Raw genomic sequence first — 18,963 nt, 5'->3', positions numbered from 1 at the left:
GCTTGCATTGTTCATTTTACTCCTGACTATGCTTGAAAGGCTTGGTATCATTGTCACCATCGCCTTTATATTGACCAGATTTCGTTTTTTCCGAGCAATGCTCTACCAAAAAGAATTAAATAAAAAGCATCAGTATATCGCAATCATATTTTTCGGCTTTTTTGGAATCATCGGTACCTATACTGGTGTTGCATTCAATACGGACTCACTAGAATATAATCGCTGGGCAGCGGGGCTGAGTTCAGATGAGGCAATTGCCAATTCGAGAGTCATCGGCGTGGTCATCGCCGGTTTGCTTGGAGGTTATAAAGTGGGGATCGGTGCTGGCTTAATTGCGGGTCTGCACCGTTTATCACTTGGGGGATTCACCGCAGAAGCATGTGGGCTGGCGACAATCTTTGCCGGAGTCATCTCAGGGGCATTCCACCGCGATCAACGAAATACCAAGCTTCCCGTCGCCTTTTTGATTGGGGCAGGGGCGGAAACGCTGCAAATGATCATCATCTTGCTAATGGCGCGGCCATTTCATAAAGCTTTATCTTTAGTTGAGATGATTGGAATACCAATGATTCTAGCCAATGGCGTTGGGTGTGCTCTTTTCATGCTGGTCATCAAAAACGTTGTGAATGAAGAAGAAAAAGCTGGGGCACAGCAGGCACAAATCACCCTTCGAATTGCGGACAAAACACTCGCATATTTAAGAAAGGGGCTGGATGGAAACTCTGCAAAGGAAGTATGCAAGATTCTTTACAATGAGATGAAATCAAGCGCGGTCTCGATTACAAATCAACATACGATCTTAGCCCATCTCGGATTAGGGGATGATCACCATCAAGCTGATGTTCAGATCCAGACGAAAATCACCAAGGAAGTATTAGAGACCGGAAAACTGGTCGTAGCAAACGAATCCACCATTCATTGCAGAGAAAAAAACTGTCCTCTAGGAGCTGCTGTCATTGCACCGTTGAAGCAAAGGGGAGATATCGTTGGGACCATCAAAGTCTATTTCCCTTCTGAAAGAAATATCACGAACATTATCATTGAGCAGATCTCAGGATTATGCCAATTGCTGAGCAACCAGTTGGAAATGGCAGAAGCAGACCATGCGCTCCAATTGGCAAAGGAAGCTGAAATAAAGGCGCTGCAGGCGCAGATCAATCCTCATTTTTTATTTAACTCGCTGAATACCATCGTTTCACTTCTCAGAATAGACTCGGAAAAAGCTAGGAAGTTATTGTATTCCCTTTCTCATTTTATTCGACAAAATGTAAATGGGACGACTTCAGTTGAAACGACGATCTTAAATGAACTTAATCATGTCAAAGCATATTTGGAAATCGAAAAGGCACGATTCGTCGATAAATTACAGGTTGAATATGATATAGATGAGGAAGCGTTAACAGAACGAATCCCTCCACTCACTCTTCAGCCCATTGTTGAAAATGCATGCAAGCATGGTTTTCAGAATAAAAGTGAGGACTGTTTGCTGAAAGTCAGCATCAAACATGGAGCCAAGGGGAGCATCGTAAAGGTTCGCGACAATGGGGAGGGCATCGACATCGGCCGCAAGGAATTCCTGGCCAAAGAAATCATCCAATCAGAAAAGGGGTCAGGAATGGCCTTATATAATGTAAACAGGAGATTGACCATCATATTTGGTCCCGAAGCTGCATTAAAAATCGAAAGCACTGTTGGAATAGGAACAGAGGTCTCATTCGAAATACCTCATCGGGGGAGAGAGAAATGAATTCACCAATTCGAGTATTGATCGTTGATGATGAGCACTATAGCAGATTGGAATTAAAGCACTTATTGGAAAATACAGAGCATATTCAAATTGTCGGAGAAGCGGATAATGGGGAAGCGGCAATCATGAAAGCATTACAGCTTCAGCCCCAGGTCGTATTCCTGGATGTGGAGATGCCCAAGATGAATGGGATGGAGACAGCCAAGGCGCTAACTGGATTCAGGACTCCGCCGCTCATCATTTTTGCAACCGCATACCCGCAGTTCGCTGCTGAAGCCTTTCAGTATGAAGCAATCGACTACTTGTTGAAACCATATGATGAAGCCCGGCTTAATCAAGCATTAGAACGGGTTAAGAAGCAGGTCTGGAATGAAGAAGAGGTCAGTGAATCATCCAAAGTTGCCGGAAAGCTTGGCATTGAGACAGAGGGAGAGATTTTTTATATTCATCCTCATGATATCGTCTACATCCACAGAGAAGAAAATGTGACGAAAATCATCACAGACACGAATCTATTTGAATCGAAGACTGCCTTGAAGGAGTTTGAAGCAAGGCTTGCACCGTATTGTTTTTTTCGCATTCACAAGAGCATCATTGTCAATTTGGAGTATGTCGTGAAATTGACACCGTGGTTCAGCGGGACTTACCAGCTGGAGCTGAAAGGAAAAAAAGAAAAATTGTCAGTCAGCAGAAATTATGTGAAGGGTCTTCGAACGAAAATGGAATTATAATGGGATGTTACCCAGTGATTGGATTGAAGTAATGACGGTCCCCTTATCATGTTTTTTACATGATAATTCATGATACCGACATGTCATCATCGGATTTTGACATGTTGGTGCAAGATTCAGATTTTTGAATATTTACTGTTTTATACTTTATGTAAGCGTATTCAAAATTGAGCAAGGGGGATCATTCCATGTTTACATTTATTGGGGGAATCATTTTATTAATTGTCGGATACTTCACATACGGTAAATTTGTTGAAAAAGTCTTCGGGGTAAAGGAAGAGAGAACGACGCCTGCCTATACACACCAGGACAACATCGATTATTTGCCGATGAATACGAAGAAAAATTCATTGATTCAGTTGCTGAATATTGCAGGGGTCGGCCCTATTTTTGGACCAATCATGGGTGCGTTATATGGTCCTGTTGCATTTATATGGATCGTCGCCGGCTGTATTTTTGCAGGGGCTGTCCATGATTATCTAACAGGTATGATTTCCATTCGCAACCGCGGAGCTCATTTGCCTGAACTGGCAGGGAAGTTCTTAGGGAAATTCATGAAGCATGTTGTCAATGCATTTGCTATTTTGCTTTTACTTCTGGTCGGCACAGTATTCGTTACATCGCCTGCAACATTGCTGCAGTCTTTGATGAACGGCTGGTTATCGCTTGGAATCATCTTGGGAGCAATTTTTGTTTATTATATTTTGGCAACCATCTTGCCGATCGATAAAATCATCGGCCGTTTTTATCCGATTTTTGGGGCTTTGCTTTTGATCAGTGCAGTAGGAGTAGGCGTCAAGCTTATTATATCCGGTGCACCTATTCCAGAACTAACATTGAAGAATATGCATCCTGATCATGCACCAATCTTTCCGCTGCTGTTCTTGACCATTTCCTGCGGAGCGCTGTCAGGCTTCCATGCAACGCAGACACCAATCATTTCAAGAACGACGGAAAGAGAAGGCCAAGGACGAAAGATCTTTTATGGGATGATGATTGCAGAAGGTGTCATTGCGATGATTTGGGCAGCCGCGGCCATGAGCCTTTTCCACGGTTATCATGGTCTGAGTGAAATCCTTGCTGAAGGCGGTCCTGCGGCAATCGTAAGCAAGGCTTCAACGATGATGCTTGGTTCCATCGGCGGGACGCTTGCGATTCTTGGCGTCATCATCTTGCCGATTACTTCAGGAGACACTGCATTCCGCAGTGCACGTATGATCATTGCCGACTATTTCAACTATTCCCAAAAGAAAATTGTCAGCCGATTATGGATTGCTTTGCCAATGTTCGCCATTTCCTTTGCACTGACAAAAATTGATTTCACTCTGCTATGGAGATATTTTTCCTGGGCAAATCAATCCACCGCTGTCATAGCACTTTGGGTCGGAGCAATGTATTTGTTCATTGCCAAGAAAAATTATTGGATTGCGATCGTACCGGGAATTTTCATGACGATGGCGACTACTACTTACATTTTAAACGCCGCTATCGGGTTCGGACTTCCTTTGAATGTTTCTTATATTGGCGCAGCGATCATAACGGCTGCCATTACCGCATTGTTCTTTAGAGCTGCCATCAAAGCACGTAGCCAGGCACTTCCTCTTGAAGAGGACATCACTGGCTGGAACAGCGTTGCCTGATGGGATGCTGCAATCCTAACAATCACCGGTTGACCACTGAGGAAGAAGCGAGAATAAACAGTAAGGGGAAGGATAAGCTGCCTGCTCCAGCGAAATTTGTTTTAGGGATGATTTTTCTGCTGGCGGTGGGGTGGATTCTCGCAACTTATTGAATTTAATGTAGGCTGTCCCGATGAGAGTGCCTGGCACTTAGGGGACGGCCTTTCAACTTGAGGAGGAGTAATATGAAACTATTAGTTGTCGGTGCAGGAGCAGTAGGAGGATACTTTGGAGGCAGGCTTGCGGAAAAAGGAGAGGATGTCACTTTTCTTGTCCGTGAGAATAGAAAGAAGCAGCTTGAGGAGAGTGGACTTATAATCAAGAGTATCCACGGAGATGTAGAGTTGCAGCCTAAACTGATAACGGCAAGTGAAAAGGATCAAGTGTTTGATGTGATTTTTATTTCCACCAAGGCCTATCACTTGGATGAAGCGCTCGTTGATCTGAAAGGATTTGTCCACGAGGATACACTTATTTTGCCGATGCTGAACGGAATATCTCAGCTGGAAAAAATGGAAGAATATTTTCCAAAGGATAATATTCTGGGTGGTCTTTGCTTTATCGAAGCTACTTTGAATGAAGGGGGCCATATAGTCCAAACGAGTTCCATTCATGAACTTGTTTTCGGAGAACGAAGCGGAGAAAGGACAGAGAGGATTGAGAGACTGGACTCTGTACTTAGGGACAGCGGGGCAGCCATTCGATTATCAGATCAGATTATGCAGGAAATGTGGCATAAATATTTATTTATATCCACCATGTCAGGGGTTACTTCTTTATTTCGATCCTCGATAGGACCAATCCGCGAACAAGAGGAAGGCAGAAAAGTGATGCTTCAGTTGATCGAGGAAGTGAATGCAATTGCCGTTTCAGTAAATGCTCCCGTTTCTCCGGATATTAAGGAGAATCTTTCTGCCAAGCTTACTGAAATCGGGTATGGGATGAAATCCTCGCTTCAGCGCGACATGGAAAAGGGATCGTTGATAGAAGCTGAGCATCTATTCGGTAATCTACTTAACATCGCAAAGGAAAATGACGTTCAAACGCCAATTTTGAACGTCATTTATGCAAACTTGAAAATCTATGAAAAAAATCTGCATTCATGATTTAATGCGTCTGGTCCATCTCCTGCTGGACCAGACTTTTTTTATGACTGAATAGAATGGAAAATGACAGTTATCCGATTGCCGGGAAAGAACTTTAACCATGAAGAGGGTTTTCACAGTCAGCCATGGAATTTAGAATGGAAGAATTGTATCATAAAAAAACTTGTCCCATGAAGGAGAGCAGCAATGAAAAGAAAAACAGCGGTTATAACAGGTGCTTCCAGCGGGTTTGGACTTCTTACAGCAATCGAGCTGGCGAAAAATGGCTTTTATGTGCTGGCTGCCATCCGCAATCTAGAAAAAAAGCAAATTATCCTTGATTTCGCAAAAGAAAATCATGTTGAACAATATATTGAGATCATCGAACTGGATGTTGCCTCGCATCCTTCAATCGAACAGTTTAGAAAAAATGTAAATCGGTTTGAGCGGATCGAGGTGCTGGTCAACAATGCCGGGTACGCGCAGGGCGGGTTTGCCGAGGAAGTAACGATCGAGGAGTATAAGTTACAGTTCGAAACAAATTTCTTTGGATTGATTGCAGTCACCCAAGCCGTTCTTCCGATAATGAGAAAAAATACTTCTGGATTGATTATCAATATGGGAAGTGTCAGCGGCCAAATCGGGTTTCCAGGATTATCACCTTATGTTTCTTCCAAGTTTGCCCTGGAAGGTTGGAGTGAAAGTCTCCGATTGGAGGTAAAGCCATTTGGGATCGATGTAGTCATTATCGAACCTGGGTCGTACTCAACGAATATTTGGTCAGCTGGAAAGAAGGTTGCCCCGAAATCTCTACAAAAAGATTCCCCTTATTTTCCCTATATGCTTCAGCTTGAAAACGAACTTGAGAAAGGTGGACAAAAGCGGGGAAATCCAATTGGAATTGCTCAACAGATCACCTATCTTGTCAATCATCGTGGATTTCGGAAGCTAAGATACCCAATGGGCAAAGGGATCAAATCATTTATTTGGCTAAAAAAGGTTTTGCCATGGAGATTGATGGAGCACTTGATCATGAAGCGTCTTGATAAGTGAATGGTCTTCGATTAAATTTAGTGATCGTTAAGGAGTTGTTCGTACGGAAGCCGGTTATGAAGAGAGGCCAATGATGCTCGCAAGGAGGGGCTCGTACGGAAACCGGTCATCAAAAGAGGCCTATGATGCCCGCAAGAAGGCGCTCGTACGGAAACCGGTCATCAAAAGAGGTCTATGATGCCCGCAAGAAGGCGCTCATATGGAAATCGGTCATCAAGAGAGGCTTATGATGCCCGCAAAGAGGCGCTCGTACGGAAAACGGTCATCAAAAGAGGCCTATGATGCCCGCAAGGAGTCGCTCGTACGGAAACCGGTCATCAAAAGAGGTCTATGATGCCCGCAAGAAGGCGCTCGTATGGAAATCGGTCATCAAAAGAGGCTTATGATGCTCGCAAGGAGGTGCCCGTACGGAAACCGGTCATCAAAAGAGGTCTTTGGTGCCCGCAAGAAGGCGCCCGTACGGAAACCGGTCATCAAAAGACGCCAATCGTGCCCGCAAGAAGGCGCTCGTATGGAAATCGGTCATCAAAAGAGGCTTATGATGCTCGCAAGGAGGTGCCCGTACGGAAACCGGTCATCAAAAGAGGTCTTTGGTGCCTGCAAGAAGGCGCCCGTACGGAAACCGGTCATCAAAAGACGCCAATCGTGCCCGCAAGGAGGTGCCCGTACGGAAAACGGTCATCAAAAGAGGCCTATGATGCCCGCAAGGAGACCCTCGTACGGAAACCGGTCATCAAAAGAGGCTTATGATGCCCGCAAAGAGGCGCTCGTACGGAAAACGGTCATCAAAAGAGGTCTTTGGTGCCCGCAAGGAGTCGCTCGTACGGAAATCGGTCATCAAAAGAGGCCAATCGTGCCCGCAAGGTGGAAAATCTACAAAAACTGACATTAGTAATGAATTATGTTATGGTTTTGATAGATACGGAGTTTAGTGGAGGTATAAAAATTGAATCAAAAAAATAAAGCATTGTGCGAATACATCCTTGCTCAATCTAATGAATTGACAAAGGAATGGTTGAATTCGAGAGAAGAAAGCCCTTCAATCTATTCAAAAAATGCCGCTCCCCATCATGAGAAGCGATTGATGGAACAAAATGGAATATTTATTAAATTTGTAGCAGAGAATTTTGTGAGCAGCAATGAAGAGAATCTGCAAGAGATTAAAAAATGGGCGAAAAATGTTGCGGAGGATCGGGCAAGCACATATACCCCCATCCAGGAAACCGTTCATCAGTTTAAAAAATTCCGCAACATTTTGATGGCAGCCCTGGAAGACTTCATCCAGAGTGTAGAGCTAGAAATTTCCATGGATGAAATGCTTTCTTGGAACCGTCATTTACAAAATACTGTGGACTTCGTACTTGAACTGTATTCAGAAAAATACTATCAAGTTACTTCATCCAGAATGACAGCCCAACAAGAAATGATCTATGAGTTAAGTTCACCTATCATCCCTATTTCGGATTATATCGGTGTTCTTCCGATCATCGGTGATATTGATACGGAAAGAGCGAAGAGAATCCTTGAAAATACATTGGCTCAGTGTGTCGAGAAAAACCTTTCTCAGCTGTTCATCGATTTGTCAGGTGTTCCAATCATCGATACGATGGTAGCTCATCAAATTTTTCAAGTAATGAGCACGCTGAAATTGGTCGGTGTCGAATCGATTTTGTCCGGGATTCGTCCCGAGGTGGCACAAACCGCCGTTCAGCTTGGCATCAACTTCAAAGATGTTTCGACGCACAGCAGCTTAAAACAAGCACTGCATGACCACGATTTTCGTGTTAAAAAAGTGAATTGAAGCATAGTAAAATCCTAATCTGAAAAGATTAAGACAGAAGACAAATTCGAGGGCTGATATTTATCCCCTTTAAGTAGACATTCAAAAAAACCTCCATGTTACTATGGAGGAAGGAATGGAACTTGAAGGGGATTTTTCTATGGCTAAAAGCTGAGAGAATTCACTGTGAATTGTCTGGATTTTATCTTCATACAAAAGTCGTAGCAATATTTCATTCTCCGTAATGACTGGAAGTAATAGCCTTTCTTATATAATTGAGGAAAGGAGTGAATAGACATGGAAAAATGGATATGTTGTACGTGCGGGACGCAATTTGGAGAAATGGATGGACAGCCGGAAGCCTGCCCGATTTGTGAGGATGAGCGCCAATATGTAAAAGAGGCAGGCCAGGCATGGACATCTTTGAATACATTGATAAGAAGCGGGCAGCTAAAGAATGATATTCTCCAGGAAGAGAGAGGAATCTACAGCATCACGACGAAACCAGGATTTGCAATCGGACAGACTGCATATTTGATTCAGACGGAGGCCGGCAATGTGTTGTGGGACTGCATAACATATTTGGATGAAGAGACAATTGCTAAAGTACAAGAACTCGGTGGAATTAACGCCATTGCTTTATCTCACCCCCATTATTATTCATCACAAGTCGAATGGGCAGAAGCATTTGGATGCCCGGTTTATATTCATGAAGATGATTCACAATGGGTGATGCGCAACAGTGAGAATATCAGGTTTTGGTCAGGCGAACACCATGAGCTGTTTGGCGGGATCACCTTATCGCGCTTGGGAGGGCATTTCAAAGGAGGTGCCGTCCTGAATTGGGAGGCAGGAAAAAACGGAAAAGGGATCCTATTCAGCGGGGATATCATTCAGGTTGTAGCTGATCGGAACTGGGTAAGTTTTATGTACAGCTATCCCAATTCCATTCCGCTGCCAAGTAAAAAGGTCCGTGAAATACAACAGAAAATATCATCAATTGACTTTGATCGTCTATACGGGGCATTTCACCGCATCATCCGGGATGATGCTAAAATATCCGTCATCAACTCAGCACAACGATATATTTCTGCTCTAGAAGGAACATTATTTGAAACATGATATAGGAAGGGGTGTACCCTGGTGCCAGGCACCATGGGGCACCCCTTATCTTTACAAATTCCAAGGATATTCGATGCTGGCTGCTATTAGCTTGCAGGAAAATTAAGGTATAATGTAATGGAATTATCTTATAAGGGGTGGAGTGGCCATGTGGAGTTCCTTACATACTCATTGGCAATCATGTTTTGAGGAAGCGTGGGAGTCCTATTGCAAAGGGTCTTTTCCGATTGGGGCTGTCATTACTGATGAAAATGGGATCATCATATCAAAAGGAAGAAACAAAGTTTACGAAAATGCAGGCGTGGGAAGAGAGATTTACGCCAACAAAATTGCTCATGCAGAAGTAAATGCCATACTGAAGATTGATAACAGGGAAACAAATATCAATCGAAAGGAATATACGCTGTATTCTACTATGGAGCCATGCCCGATGTGTTTCGGGGCGGCAGTCATGTCCGGGCTAAGGAGGGTGGTCTATGCTGCGAAGGATGGCATGGCAGGGTGTACGGATTTAAAGGATGCAAACCCTTATCTTGAAAGTAAAGCCATGGTGGTGACAGGACCATTTAAAGAATTGGAAATCGTTCAGATTGTCCTGAAAACAGTTTTCGTTTTAAATAGGGGGCATTTGGTCCAAGAGCTGCTCGAAAGCTGGAGGAAGGATTGTCCAATGGGAGTGGAGATTGGAGAGAAATGGTTTGAGGATGGTGTCCTGGAGCAGGTACAGCTTGAACAAAAAGGATTTGGTGCCATATTCAACAGAATCCTTACAGAAATACACTTGACGGCAAGCTAGAACATCCGTTTAGGAAGAATAGAATTGATGTGAATACACAAGCTAATTCCAAAGGGGGTTAGTGCCGTGAATAAATATAAATGGATTTTGACTCTTATGGTTATCGTCTCATGGGCGACAATTCCTTTTTTAGGATGGCGGAATATAAAACGATTCTCTCCAGCTGCTGTTTTCATGAGCGGTTTCATTCTGGTCGAAAGCCACTTCGCAAAAAAGTGGAAATGGTGGATCATCCTCCAAAAGCTTCATTCAAAGCTGACAGTGGAATCACCGTTCATTTTCGGTCCCTTTATGGCAGGATCTCTGTGGCTGTTGACGTTGAGCTATGGAAATATCTTTTTTTATTTAAGCTTGAATGCCATAGTAGACGGTATCTTCATTTATCCATTTAATGCGCTTTTCACCAGATTGGGCATTTTCAAGCAAGGCAGGCTGAAAAAGTACCAATTATGGCTATTGTTTTTGGCTAAATCAATGATTATGTATGGAATTCAACATTGGATGGAATCTTTCAGGAAAACAAACCTTCATCGGTCATCGGTAAACTAGTCTGGCTTTCGCAAAGTATGCGGAAGTCATTTTTTTTTTAAAACCTTCCATACTTGTTTGTTGATTGGAGAGGAAGGTACGAGACTACGGAGGACTGACTGCCTGCTATCCTAAGAGTCTGCTTTGACAATATAAAAAGTATTCATCTCAGGAAAGGCTTGCTTGACCGGAATAAAAAAATCACTACAAAAAACAAGAGGAAAAAATGGATAAAAATATAGGCTGGATAAAAGCTAATAGTTGAATGGGAAGGAGGAGGATGAAGTTGAAACGATTTTTACCCAAGAAGGGTTCTCATACTGAAAACAAAAGAGAAGCAGGAACCGGGATTGAACAAAAAAGGGATGAAATCCGTTCGATATTTCATGCCCCCTCTAATAAGGATTTGGTAGAAAGAAATGTGTATATTTCTTCCATTTCAAATTTTGGAGTAATTTTTTATTTAAAAGGGACAGTCAATCAAGAAGCCATTGAAAATCAATTGATAAAGTCTCTGCTGACAAATGAAGCTTCTGAAATGTGTGGCACTATTCCAGAAATGGTCAAAGACTCGATACTGACAAATATGGAAGTGAACCTCACAAGAAATATCGTCGAATGTATTGATTCAATTCTTTCAGGTAATTCATTGTTGATTGTGGACCATGAGGACATGTTAGTGATTAATACAACCGGATTTGAAAAAAGAAGTGTGGAAAAGCCTGAGAATGAACACGTATTAAAAGGACCGAAGGAATCATTCATTGAGTCCATAGCTGTCAATATTTCATTGGTCAGAAAGCAATTAAAATCTCAGGAATTAATTACAGAATATATGAATGTCGGCAATAAAGCAGTCAGTCAGGTAGGAATCCTTTATATGAATGATGTGGTAGGGGATGGCCTCGTGGAAAAGGTTAAAAAAAGAATCAATGAAATTTCCATCGACCAGCTTCAAAACCTGGAAATTTTAGAACAGCATTTAGAGGAGCGGCCATATTCAATCATCCCAACCTTATTATATACAGAAAGACCTGATCGCGCTGTGGCATTTTTAAAAGAAGGGCATGTTGTGTTATTGATGGACACTTCATCAAGCTGCTTGATTGCACCTGTGACGTTTTGGTCATTGTTTCAAACATCGGAAGACTCTTACTCAAGATGGTTTTATGGGAATTTTTCAAGGCTTATCCGTTTAATGGCTATATTTGTCACTGTATTGACACCAGCCCTTTATATTGCCATTACCGACTTTCATGAAGAGATGCTGCCTACCGATCTTGTTCTGTCAATATCCGCAACGCGTCAAAAGGTTCCATTCCCGGCAGTATTTGAAATAATCTTGTTGTCGGTGGCGTTTGAGCTGATCAGGGAAGGTGGCGTGAGGGTACCGAGTCCGATCGGCCCCACCATTGGAATCGTCGGAGCTTTGATCCTTGGTCAAGCAGCTGTTCAAGCAAATATCATCAGTCCGATTTTAGTGATTGTGGTAGCCTTGACAGGGTTGGCTTCGTTTGCTATCCCCAATTTATCTTTCAATTATATGATTCGGCTGACAACATATCTATTCTTGATTGCGGGGAGTTTCTTCGGTCTTTTTGGAATAGCGGGCTGTTTGACTGCGTGCATTGCGTATATGGCCTCAGTGACGTCATTTGGTGTGCCATTTTTAGCCCCAATGGCCCCGCATTATCGATCTTCAAAAGATTTGATCGTTAGGCCCCCGATGTGGAAGCAATGGCTCAGGCCATTTCATGTCTTGCCGAAGGAAGTGCAGCGGATGCAAAAAGAAGAGGGGAATCAAAGTGAATAATGCCACTCGTAAAGTAGGGACAAGAGAATTTGTTGCTTTGATATTATTGAGCCTTGGCATCAAGTTTACTGATACGACACCTACTATTTTATTTAAAGAAACGGCAAATGCGGCATGGATGGTTCCTTTTATTTCAGGTCTTGTAATGATCGTCCCGTTCATATTTTTGTTAAAGATATTAAAAACATATGAAAATCTGGATTTAATAGCGATTATTCATGATCTATTTGGTAAATATGTGGGATGGTTCATTGGAATGACGTTGTTTTTTATTTCTTTTTCAAGCTCAATCAGCAACACTAGAAGCTACGTGGACATCATTAATACGATGTTCTTTCCAGAAACGTCAAAGGTGCTCATTTATTTAGTGTTTGTTGGTCTTGCCTATTTTGTTGCCAACAGGGGGCTGCAGTCTATAACGAATACCGTTTGGATTTCGCTCCCTTATATTAAAGTTTCTTTAATTTTCATCATTTTATTAATATGGAAAAATATACATGTGGGATATCTTTTCCCGATTGCAGGTTATGGATGGACGAATGTAATGAAACAGGGTGTAAGCTATTCTTCCATCACCTCGGATTTGCTCTTTTTTTCAATGCTTTTCCCTTTCTTTAAGGATTATAAGACATTCAAGACAGCCAGCTTTATTGGCTATGGCATTGTTTTGGTGGAAATAGCCATATTTTGGGGGATGTACATTATGCTATTTGATTACCCAGGGATTGAAATCATCAGCTATCCTTTTCAGGAAATCACTAGGATGCTTAAGCTAGGTAGATATGTATCAAATATTGAGGCATTATTCCTTGGATTTTGGACGGTTGCAAGTATTGTCCGTTTTGCGATCTACATATACGTTTCAACAGCCACGTTTGCCTACACATTCAAGCTAAAAGAATTTGAGCCGCTTCTTTTGCCATTCAGTTTTTTGATCATTCTTCTTGGTGTACTTCCAGAGAATAATGTTATCAATGCCTATATTTTTAGGGGGGAATTTATCCTTCAGGGAAGCTGGATATTTCTGTTCCTTCTCCCCCCGATATTATGGAGCGTCATGAAATGGAAAAAGGCAGGTGCAGCAAAGTGACATCTAAAATTGCCCTGTTGCTAGGATTAATAATTTCATCATGGGTTTTGTCAGGATGTGCGGATCGATTGGAAATTGAAGAAGAAGGATTTGTGATCGTCATTGGGCTCGATGCTCCATCGGTGGGGAAGAGAGGATTTGACGTGACCTATCAAATAGCAAATCCGGTCGCAGGACCAAAGTCAGATGATATAAAAGAAGAGAAAACCATTACTTTGACAGCACCAGATGCCATTTCCGGAAGGGACTTGGTCAATGCTTCAGAAACAAGGAACATTAATTTTTATCATACAAAGGCAATTGTCGTCAGCGAGGAACTCGCCAGGTCCAGGCATTTCTTCGAGATCATTTCCTCCTTGATGAGGGACCGGCAAATACGGAGGGATATGTACCTGATAGTTTCAAAAGAGAAAGCTTCGGATTACTTAAGGAATAATGCGTCTGCGTTTGAGTCGAGCCCCCATAAGTTCTATGATTATATGTCAAGAAGGTGGGAGACGAATGCAATGTCCCCAAGGTCTACCCTTCACACTTTTATACATGATACTCAGGCAGATGCCGGCTTATCTTTGGCCATCTATACGACAGCGAAACAAGAAGCTCCAAAGGAAGATCCCAATGAAGATGATTTCTATCCAGGACAAATCAATAAGCAAGGTGGTACACAGGTGCAAATCATTGGCTCAGCAGTGTTTAAGAACGGCAAAATGATTGGTGCATTAACCGGGGAAGAGACAAGATTGACCGCTGTTCTCCGCGATGACAAAAAGCCAAGGAAAATCTTTTTTACATTCCCAGATCCATTGGACGATCATTTCAGAATCACTGGCAGGGCAAAGAATATTCAAACGGTAGTAAAAGCCAATATCGATGGGACTGCACCGCGGATATTGGTAGAGGAGTGGATGGACATCGGCATCGTGTATATTCCGAGTATGGTGAATTATGTAGAAAATCTTCAAAAACAGAAGGTGTTAAAAAAGTCGTTGGAGAAAAATTTAGAACAACAATCAGAAAAATTGATTGAAAAGACCCAAAATGAATACAAAGCAGAACCGTTTTATTGGTCAGTCACTGCCAGAAAAGAATTTGTAACGATTGATGACTATGTAAAATATAATTGGATGAAATCATACCCCAACGCAAATATAAAGGTAAAGTACCATGTTAAGCTGGACAGTTTCGGAAAACAGTTGAGGCCGGAAAAATTAGAAAAAATAAAGGATTGATGCAATGAGATGGGTGCTAATGCTTTTAGCTGTTTATATTAGTTATTATTGCTTCCTATACGCGCGCGTGGTTAATCGTACAGGGAAAAAGTTTGCATCTTTCACCATTGTACTATTGGGATTGCTTAATTTTTTCTTATCTATTTATATATTCTTTTTCAATCCTTAAAACACCGATTAGCAATCGGTGTTTTTCATATTTGCCAATTAATGCTAAACTATCTAAAAATAACTATTTATATTATTTAGAAAAAGGGAGTAGGAAATGGGGAAATTTTCTTTAAAGAAATCGCTAATCATCGGGGGATTGATTGTCACGGTCTTCGCAGGAAATGCCCTGCTTGGAAGGGACGATCAAACCAGCGCCAGTCTGAACCATGTTTCAAGCAAGGAAGACTTTGAACATTTACAGTACCAAATATCTCCTGGACTGAAGAAGGCGGAGAAAAAAGGAGAATCAAAGGTAATACATAAAGATATTAACATTCCGAATACGGACAAATACATACATATTGAAAAGATGTGGCTCGACGGCGACGATCTTCGTTTTCTCTACAGCGTCGATACAGATGAAAAAGCGGACATGCTGAAAGACCCTGGCGAAGGGGTCCCGAAAATCACCGCAATGAAAATTTTCAATGATGATACCTTTCTCAAAGCTTTCAAAGACAATAATGAGAAGTCTGTGCAAAATGGAATCTATTATAACCACCGAATCTATTATTCTGTCAATTTTGGCTCGGTCAAAATGATGAATCAAGATCCTATCCAGCATATCAACATCGAGCTGCCTGTCGACATCACGATGCAAATGGATGGAAAAACAATCTCGATCAATGATGCGAAAATTCCAATCCGATACGATTATCGTGATCCTTCTTTAAAAGAATGGAAAATCGATAAATCTGTTGTGATCAGGGACCACACTCTTCAAATCGAACGACTGGTGACGAGTGATTCAGAGAATGCCTTATATGTTAGATTGGATGTTCCAGCAAATGATGTATTGCTTAAAGAACTGGACATGTTCCTGCTTTCTGATCAAAGCTTTTGGCCGATGTCGAATAGGCCGATACCTGTTGGTGCTGATTCCAATGAATATGTCATACATTCCATGCCATTTAACGAGATGCCATCATCTCTTGATTTCATCATTAAAGGAGCTGGGTTTCTTGGGAATGACAAGTTGGAATTCGACCTGAAAAATATTCAGGATTTACAGCATGAGAAGCATGGGAAAACCTATCATAAGCTGCTATTGACTGCCAAGCAGACGAATATTTACTTGGAAAAAGCAGTTTTCGATTCAAGCATGATGCTGTTCACATTTAAGTATGAGGATGTAGGCGTAATAGACAGGCGCAAGCCGAAACTTGATCCGACCGATATGTTTCCGGTAAATTGGTATAAATCAAAACAGCTTAAATCAGAGCCTGCACAAATTTCAGGTAAGAATGAAAAGGGCGAGGAAGTGCAATTCGAAGATTTTGCAAATGAAGGTACAAATGAATACGGATTGAAATTAAACAAGGAATTTATTCAACATTCCAATGACCTTCACTTTGAAGTGAAAAAATTCCAATACAGCATCCAATTAGATAAAGAGTTCCATTTGGATCTATCGACAGAAAGCGGGGAGAAATGATTGAAGAAGGGGATCATCATTGCCAGCATCATCGCGGGGATATTCATTGCAAATGCGCTGCTTGGCGATCATCATATGAATGCAAATGTTCAAAGTGCAGGAACTGCGGACGAATTACGTACAGCATTGTATAAACAATATCCAGGTCTTAAAAAGGCAGAGGAAAATGGAAAGGTTTTCTCCGTCCCGGAGGAAATCCTCCTGCCGGATACGGATAAAAAAATGCACATAGAAAAAATGTGGGCAAATGAGGATAAAGTAAACATATTGTACAGCATCGATGTCGATGAAAATATCGGATTGCTTAAAAGTTCAAAGAAAAAATTACCGAAGTTGACCGGTCTTTCTATAGGCCATGAAAATGGGTATATGGATAGTCTATATGATCAGGATCAACAGTTGCATACCGGACAGGACATATATTTTGATCATAAATTATATCAAGTCATCAGCATCCCTCCTTTATTGAATTACAAAAGAAATCCAGAAGAGAATATGGATGCAGATATTCCAGCAGATTTTGATTTTGAAATTGATGGAAAGAAAAAATCACTTAGGGGAGTGAGAATGCATTTTAGATATCAGTATAAAAACAAAGCAATAAAGAAGATTCCTATAAATGAGGAAATGCATGATAATGGTGTGAACATCGTACTGGAGAAAATCGAAACAAACGTGGGGACCACCACACTTGACTTGAAAATCGACCCGTCTTTCCATGTGAAAGGGGTAACCGCAATCGATATGAAAATGACAACAGATGGTGGTGAAGAAAAGTCGATGGAAAATGCCTTCCTCTTCCCGGGAAACGGTGCTGAGGATGAATATGAGCTTGATTTCCAATCTTTCAATGCCATTCCCAAATCGATTACATTCGAAGTGAGCGGGATCAAATTCTTTGGTGATGACAAGCTTGATTTTTCTGTAAAGAATATAGAGAAGGAAAAGCTGGATGCGAATGGTATTTATTCAGAAGTCCGGGATCGAAAACTCGGGGAAGTAAATAATACTTCCGTCAATCTTGATTCTATAGAGGTTCAAAATGATAATATCATCTATAATTTCTCATTTGTAGATGACCCTAAGATTGACGAGAGGCAGCCGCATCTGGATGTGGAATATTTCAATCCGAAAGATTTGGGGAATAGCGGAAGGGAATTTCCGACAGAAACCACTATTTTGGATGAGAATAACGAAAACATCACATTTACGGGAACGATGAGAAACGACCAGGGCGTTTTAGGGTTGATGTTTGTAAAGAATAATCTTCGGGATGCAAAGGAACTCCATTTTGAAATAGATAATCTAGAAAGTAAAATCGGTATGGACGTCTCAAAAGAAGTCATGGTGAAAAAACCTTAGGAAATCAAATTGTTTGAAGACCATGCACGATTCGGGAATAATAAATGGTAGACATCAAATTTTGGAGGTTCTTCCATATGGATTTTCTACAAGCCGAAACGATGAATGAACGACTGAAAATGATGGAAAAGTTAAAAGATGGATTTTTCGAAAGGGCAGCCGAAATCGATGAAAACAACGGATTCCCGTTCGAAAATATAAAGGAATTAAAGGAATCGGGTTATACTGCCTTGACAGTGCCGAAACAATTCGGGGGGAAGGACATTTCCCTATACGAGATGATCAGGCTGCAAGAACGGATAGCCGAAGGGGATGGTTCTACAGCGCTGGCCATCGGCTGGCATATGGGGATCATCAAAAATTTAGGGGAAAAGGGAAAATGGGAAGATGATATGCTTGAATTCATTTTTTCCGAAGCTCTAAATGGGAAGTTGATCAACGCCGCAGCGACAGAGCCGAAAACAGGCAGTCCCACAAGGGGGGGAAAGCCTGAAACTACGGCAGTGAAAACCGATGATGGCTGGTTGGTGAACGGGCATAAAACATTTACAAGTCTGGCACCGGCATTGGATTATATCCTGGTTAGTGCAACGATAGAAGAAACTGGGGAAGTAGGTAATTTCCTCGTTCCAGCTGCATCGTCAGGCGTAAGGATAGAAGAGACTTGGGACAGCATCGCATTGAAGGGTACGGGTAGCCATGATTTGTTTGTGGAAAATGTCCACGTCCCACATCAACATTTTGTAGATGTCCGTTCGAAAGGCAAGAAGGGGGCAGAAGGCTGGCTGCTGCATATTCCGGCATGCTATCTGGGCATAGCACAAGCGGCCCAAACCTATGCGATACAATTTTCAAAGGAATATTCTCCGAACAGCATCAAAGGGACCATCAGCGAGCTTCCGAATGTCCAAGAGAAAATCGGGGAGATGGAACTGGAGATGATGAGAGCCAGGAGTTTTCTATATTCTGTTGCCAAACAGTGGGATGAAGCCAGTAAAGCTGACCAGGCAGATATGCTTCCTGAATTAGGGGCAGTCAAGCTGGCTGTAACAAATGCTGCAATTGTAGTCGTAGATCTGGCAATGCGCGTAGTCGGAGCGAAAAGTTTATCATTAAAAAATCCGCTTCAGCGTTTTTACAGGGATGTCCGGGCAGGGATCCACAACCCACCGATGGATGACATGACCATCATGCTGTTGGCCAAAAGCGCACTTGAACGGGGTAATTAATTGAATTGTTTTTTAGCTTTTGATCTGAAAAAAGGCATCGAGTTGCCCACTTCTCGATGCTTTTTATTTAGGCT

Annotated in this window: 17 protein-coding genes; all 17 read left to right on the top strand. The window is 41.9% G+C overall.

Going from position 1 to position 18,963, the window contains the following annotated elements:
- Positions 1 to 7: 7 nt before the first annotated feature.
- The 17 genes from D9X91_RS17975 (at position 8) to D9X91_RS17900 (ending at position 18,889) form a co-directional block, all read left to right on the top strand.
- On the top strand, positions 8 to 1,747 hold the full coding sequence (locus D9X91_RS17975) for a sensor histidine kinase (protein WP_121682043.1): 1,740 nt from the start codon (positions 8 to 10) through the stop codon (positions 1,745 to 1,747).
- Positions 1,744 to 2,478: a LytR/AlgR family response regulator transcription factor gene (locus tag D9X91_RS17970; protein ID WP_121682042.1), complete on the top strand. Its 735-nt coding sequence runs from the start codon at positions 1,744 to 1,746 to the stop codon at positions 2,476 to 2,478. The genes D9X91_RS17975 and D9X91_RS17970 overlap by 4 nt, the downstream gene beginning before the upstream one ends.
- Before the next feature lie 188 nt (positions 2,479 to 2,666).
- On the top strand, positions 2,667 to 4,118 hold the full coding sequence (locus tag D9X91_RS17965) for a carbon starvation CstA family protein (protein WP_121682041.1): 1,452 nt from the start codon (positions 2,667 to 2,669) through the stop codon (positions 4,116 to 4,118).
- Between the two features lie 224 nt (positions 4,119 to 4,342).
- Positions 4,343 to 5,263, top strand: coding sequence for a ketopantoate reductase family protein (locus D9X91_RS17960; RefSeq protein ID WP_121682040.1), 921 nt, complete (start codon positions 4,343 to 4,345; stop codon positions 5,261 to 5,263).
- A gap of 186 nt (positions 5,264 to 5,449) precedes the next feature.
- Positions 5,450 to 6,295, top strand: coding sequence for an SDR family oxidoreductase (locus D9X91_RS17955; RefSeq protein WP_121682039.1), 846 nt, complete (start codon positions 5,450 to 5,452; stop codon positions 6,293 to 6,295).
- A 199-nt stretch (positions 6,296 to 6,494) separates the two neighbouring features.
- The gene (locus D9X91_RS23060; protein ID WP_267900821.1) at positions 6,495 to 6,629 is read left to right on the top strand and encodes a hypothetical protein; all 135 of its coding nucleotides are present in this window, start codon (positions 6,495 to 6,497) and stop codon (positions 6,627 to 6,629) included.
- 21 nt (positions 6,630 to 6,650) lie between these two features.
- Positions 6,651 to 7,181 (top strand): hypothetical protein, encoded by a 531-nt coding sequence (locus tag D9X91_RS17950; RefSeq protein ID WP_148709089.1) that lies wholly within the window; start codon positions 6,651 to 6,653, stop codon positions 7,179 to 7,181.
- A 60-nt stretch (positions 7,182 to 7,241) separates the two neighbouring features.
- On the top strand, positions 7,242 to 8,096 hold the full coding sequence (locus tag D9X91_RS17945; protein ID WP_121682037.1) for an STAS domain-containing protein: 855 nt from the start codon (positions 7,242 to 7,244) through the stop codon (positions 8,094 to 8,096).
- A gap of 276 nt (positions 8,097 to 8,372) precedes the next feature.
- The gene (locus tag D9X91_RS17940) at positions 8,373 to 9,197 is read left to right on the top strand and encodes an MBL fold metallo-hydrolase (RefSeq protein WP_121682036.1); all 825 of its coding nucleotides are present in this window, start codon (positions 8,373 to 8,375) and stop codon (positions 9,195 to 9,197) included.
- Between the two features lie 148 nt (positions 9,198 to 9,345).
- Entirely contained in the window at positions 9,346 to 9,993 is a 648-nt protein-coding gene (locus D9X91_RS17935) for a nucleoside deaminase (protein WP_121682035.1), read from the top strand.
- A gap of 66 nt (positions 9,994 to 10,059) precedes the next feature.
- On the top strand, positions 10,060 to 10,542 hold the full coding sequence (locus tag D9X91_RS17930) for a hypothetical protein (protein WP_121682034.1): 483 nt from the start codon (positions 10,060 to 10,062) through the stop codon (positions 10,540 to 10,542).
- A gap of 265 nt (positions 10,543 to 10,807) precedes the next feature.
- On the top strand, positions 10,808 to 12,334 hold the full coding sequence (locus tag D9X91_RS17925) for a spore germination protein (protein WP_233569840.1): 1,527 nt from the start codon (positions 10,808 to 10,810) through the stop codon (positions 12,332 to 12,334).
- On the top strand, positions 12,327 to 13,424 hold the full coding sequence (locus D9X91_RS17920) for a GerAB/ArcD/ProY family transporter (RefSeq protein ID WP_158598364.1): 1,098 nt from the start codon (positions 12,327 to 12,329) through the stop codon (positions 13,422 to 13,424). The genes D9X91_RS17925 and D9X91_RS17920 overlap by 8 nt, the downstream gene beginning before the upstream one ends.
- Positions 13,397 to 14,653, top strand: a complete 1,257-nt coding sequence (locus D9X91_RS17915; RefSeq protein ID WP_158598363.1) for a Ger(x)C family spore germination protein — start codon at positions 13,397 to 13,399, stop codon at positions 14,651 to 14,653. The genes D9X91_RS17920 and D9X91_RS17915 overlap by 28 nt, the downstream gene beginning before the upstream one ends.
- A 265-nt stretch (positions 14,654 to 14,918) precedes the next feature.
- Positions 14,919 to 16,298, top strand: coding sequence for a hypothetical protein (locus D9X91_RS17910; protein WP_121682030.1), 1,380 nt, complete (start codon positions 14,919 to 14,921; stop codon positions 16,296 to 16,298).
- Positions 16,299 to 17,660 carry a hypothetical protein gene (locus D9X91_RS17905; protein WP_121682029.1) on the top strand — a complete coding sequence of 454 codons (1,362 nt, stop codon included), beginning with the start codon at positions 16,299 to 16,301 and terminating at the stop codon, positions 17,658 to 17,660.
- Between the two features lie 77 nt (positions 17,661 to 17,737).
- Entirely contained in the window at positions 17,738 to 18,889 is a 1,152-nt protein-coding gene (locus D9X91_RS17900) for an acyl-CoA dehydrogenase family protein (protein WP_121682028.1), read from the top strand.
- The last annotated feature ends 74 nt before the right edge of the window (positions 18,890 to 18,963 follow it).

This window comes from Falsibacillus albus (genome assembly GCF_003668575.1).
In the GTDB taxonomy this organism is placed as follows: Bacteria; Bacillota; Bacilli; order Bacillales; family DSM-25281; genus Falsibacillus; species Falsibacillus albus.
Note: the sequence above shows the minus strand (reverse complement) of the source record. Positions and strands in the feature narration are given on the sequence as shown.

Coding starts and splice junctions, on each gene's coding strand:
- D9X91_RS17900 (WP_121682028.1), top strand. CDS start 17,738: ATGGATTTTCTACAAGCCGAAACGATGAATGAACGACTGAAAATGATG.
- D9X91_RS17960 (WP_121682040.1), top strand. CDS start 4,343: ATGAAACTATTAGTTGTCGGTGCAGGAGCAGTAGGAGGATACTTTGGA.
- D9X91_RS17910 (WP_121682030.1), top strand. CDS start 14,919: ATGGGGAAATTTTCTTTAAAGAAATCGCTAATCATCGGGGGATTGATT.
- D9X91_RS17915 (WP_158598363.1), top strand. CDS start 13,397: ATGGAAAAAGGCAGGTGCAGCAAAGTGACATCTAAAATTGCCCTGTTG.
- D9X91_RS17965 (WP_121682041.1), top strand. CDS start 2,667: ATGTTTACATTTATTGGGGGAATCATTTTATTAATTGTCGGATACTTC.
- D9X91_RS17935 (WP_121682035.1), top strand. CDS start 9,346: ATGTGGAGTTCCTTACATACTCATTGGCAATCATGTTTTGAGGAAGCG.
- D9X91_RS17955 (WP_121682039.1), top strand. CDS start 5,450: ATGAAAAGAAAAACAGCGGTTATAACAGGTGCTTCCAGCGGGTTTGGA.
- D9X91_RS23060 (WP_267900821.1), top strand. CDS start 6,495: ATGGAAATCGGTCATCAAGAGAGGCTTATGATGCCCGCAAAGAGGCGC.
- D9X91_RS17940 (WP_121682036.1), top strand. CDS start 8,373: ATGGAAAAATGGATATGTTGTACGTGCGGGACGCAATTTGGAGAAATG.
- D9X91_RS17950 (WP_148709089.1), top strand. CDS start 6,651: ATGGAAATCGGTCATCAAAAGAGGCTTATGATGCTCGCAAGGAGGTGC.
- D9X91_RS17970 (WP_121682042.1), top strand. CDS start 1,744: ATGAATTCACCAATTCGAGTATTGATCGTTGATGATGAGCACTATAGC.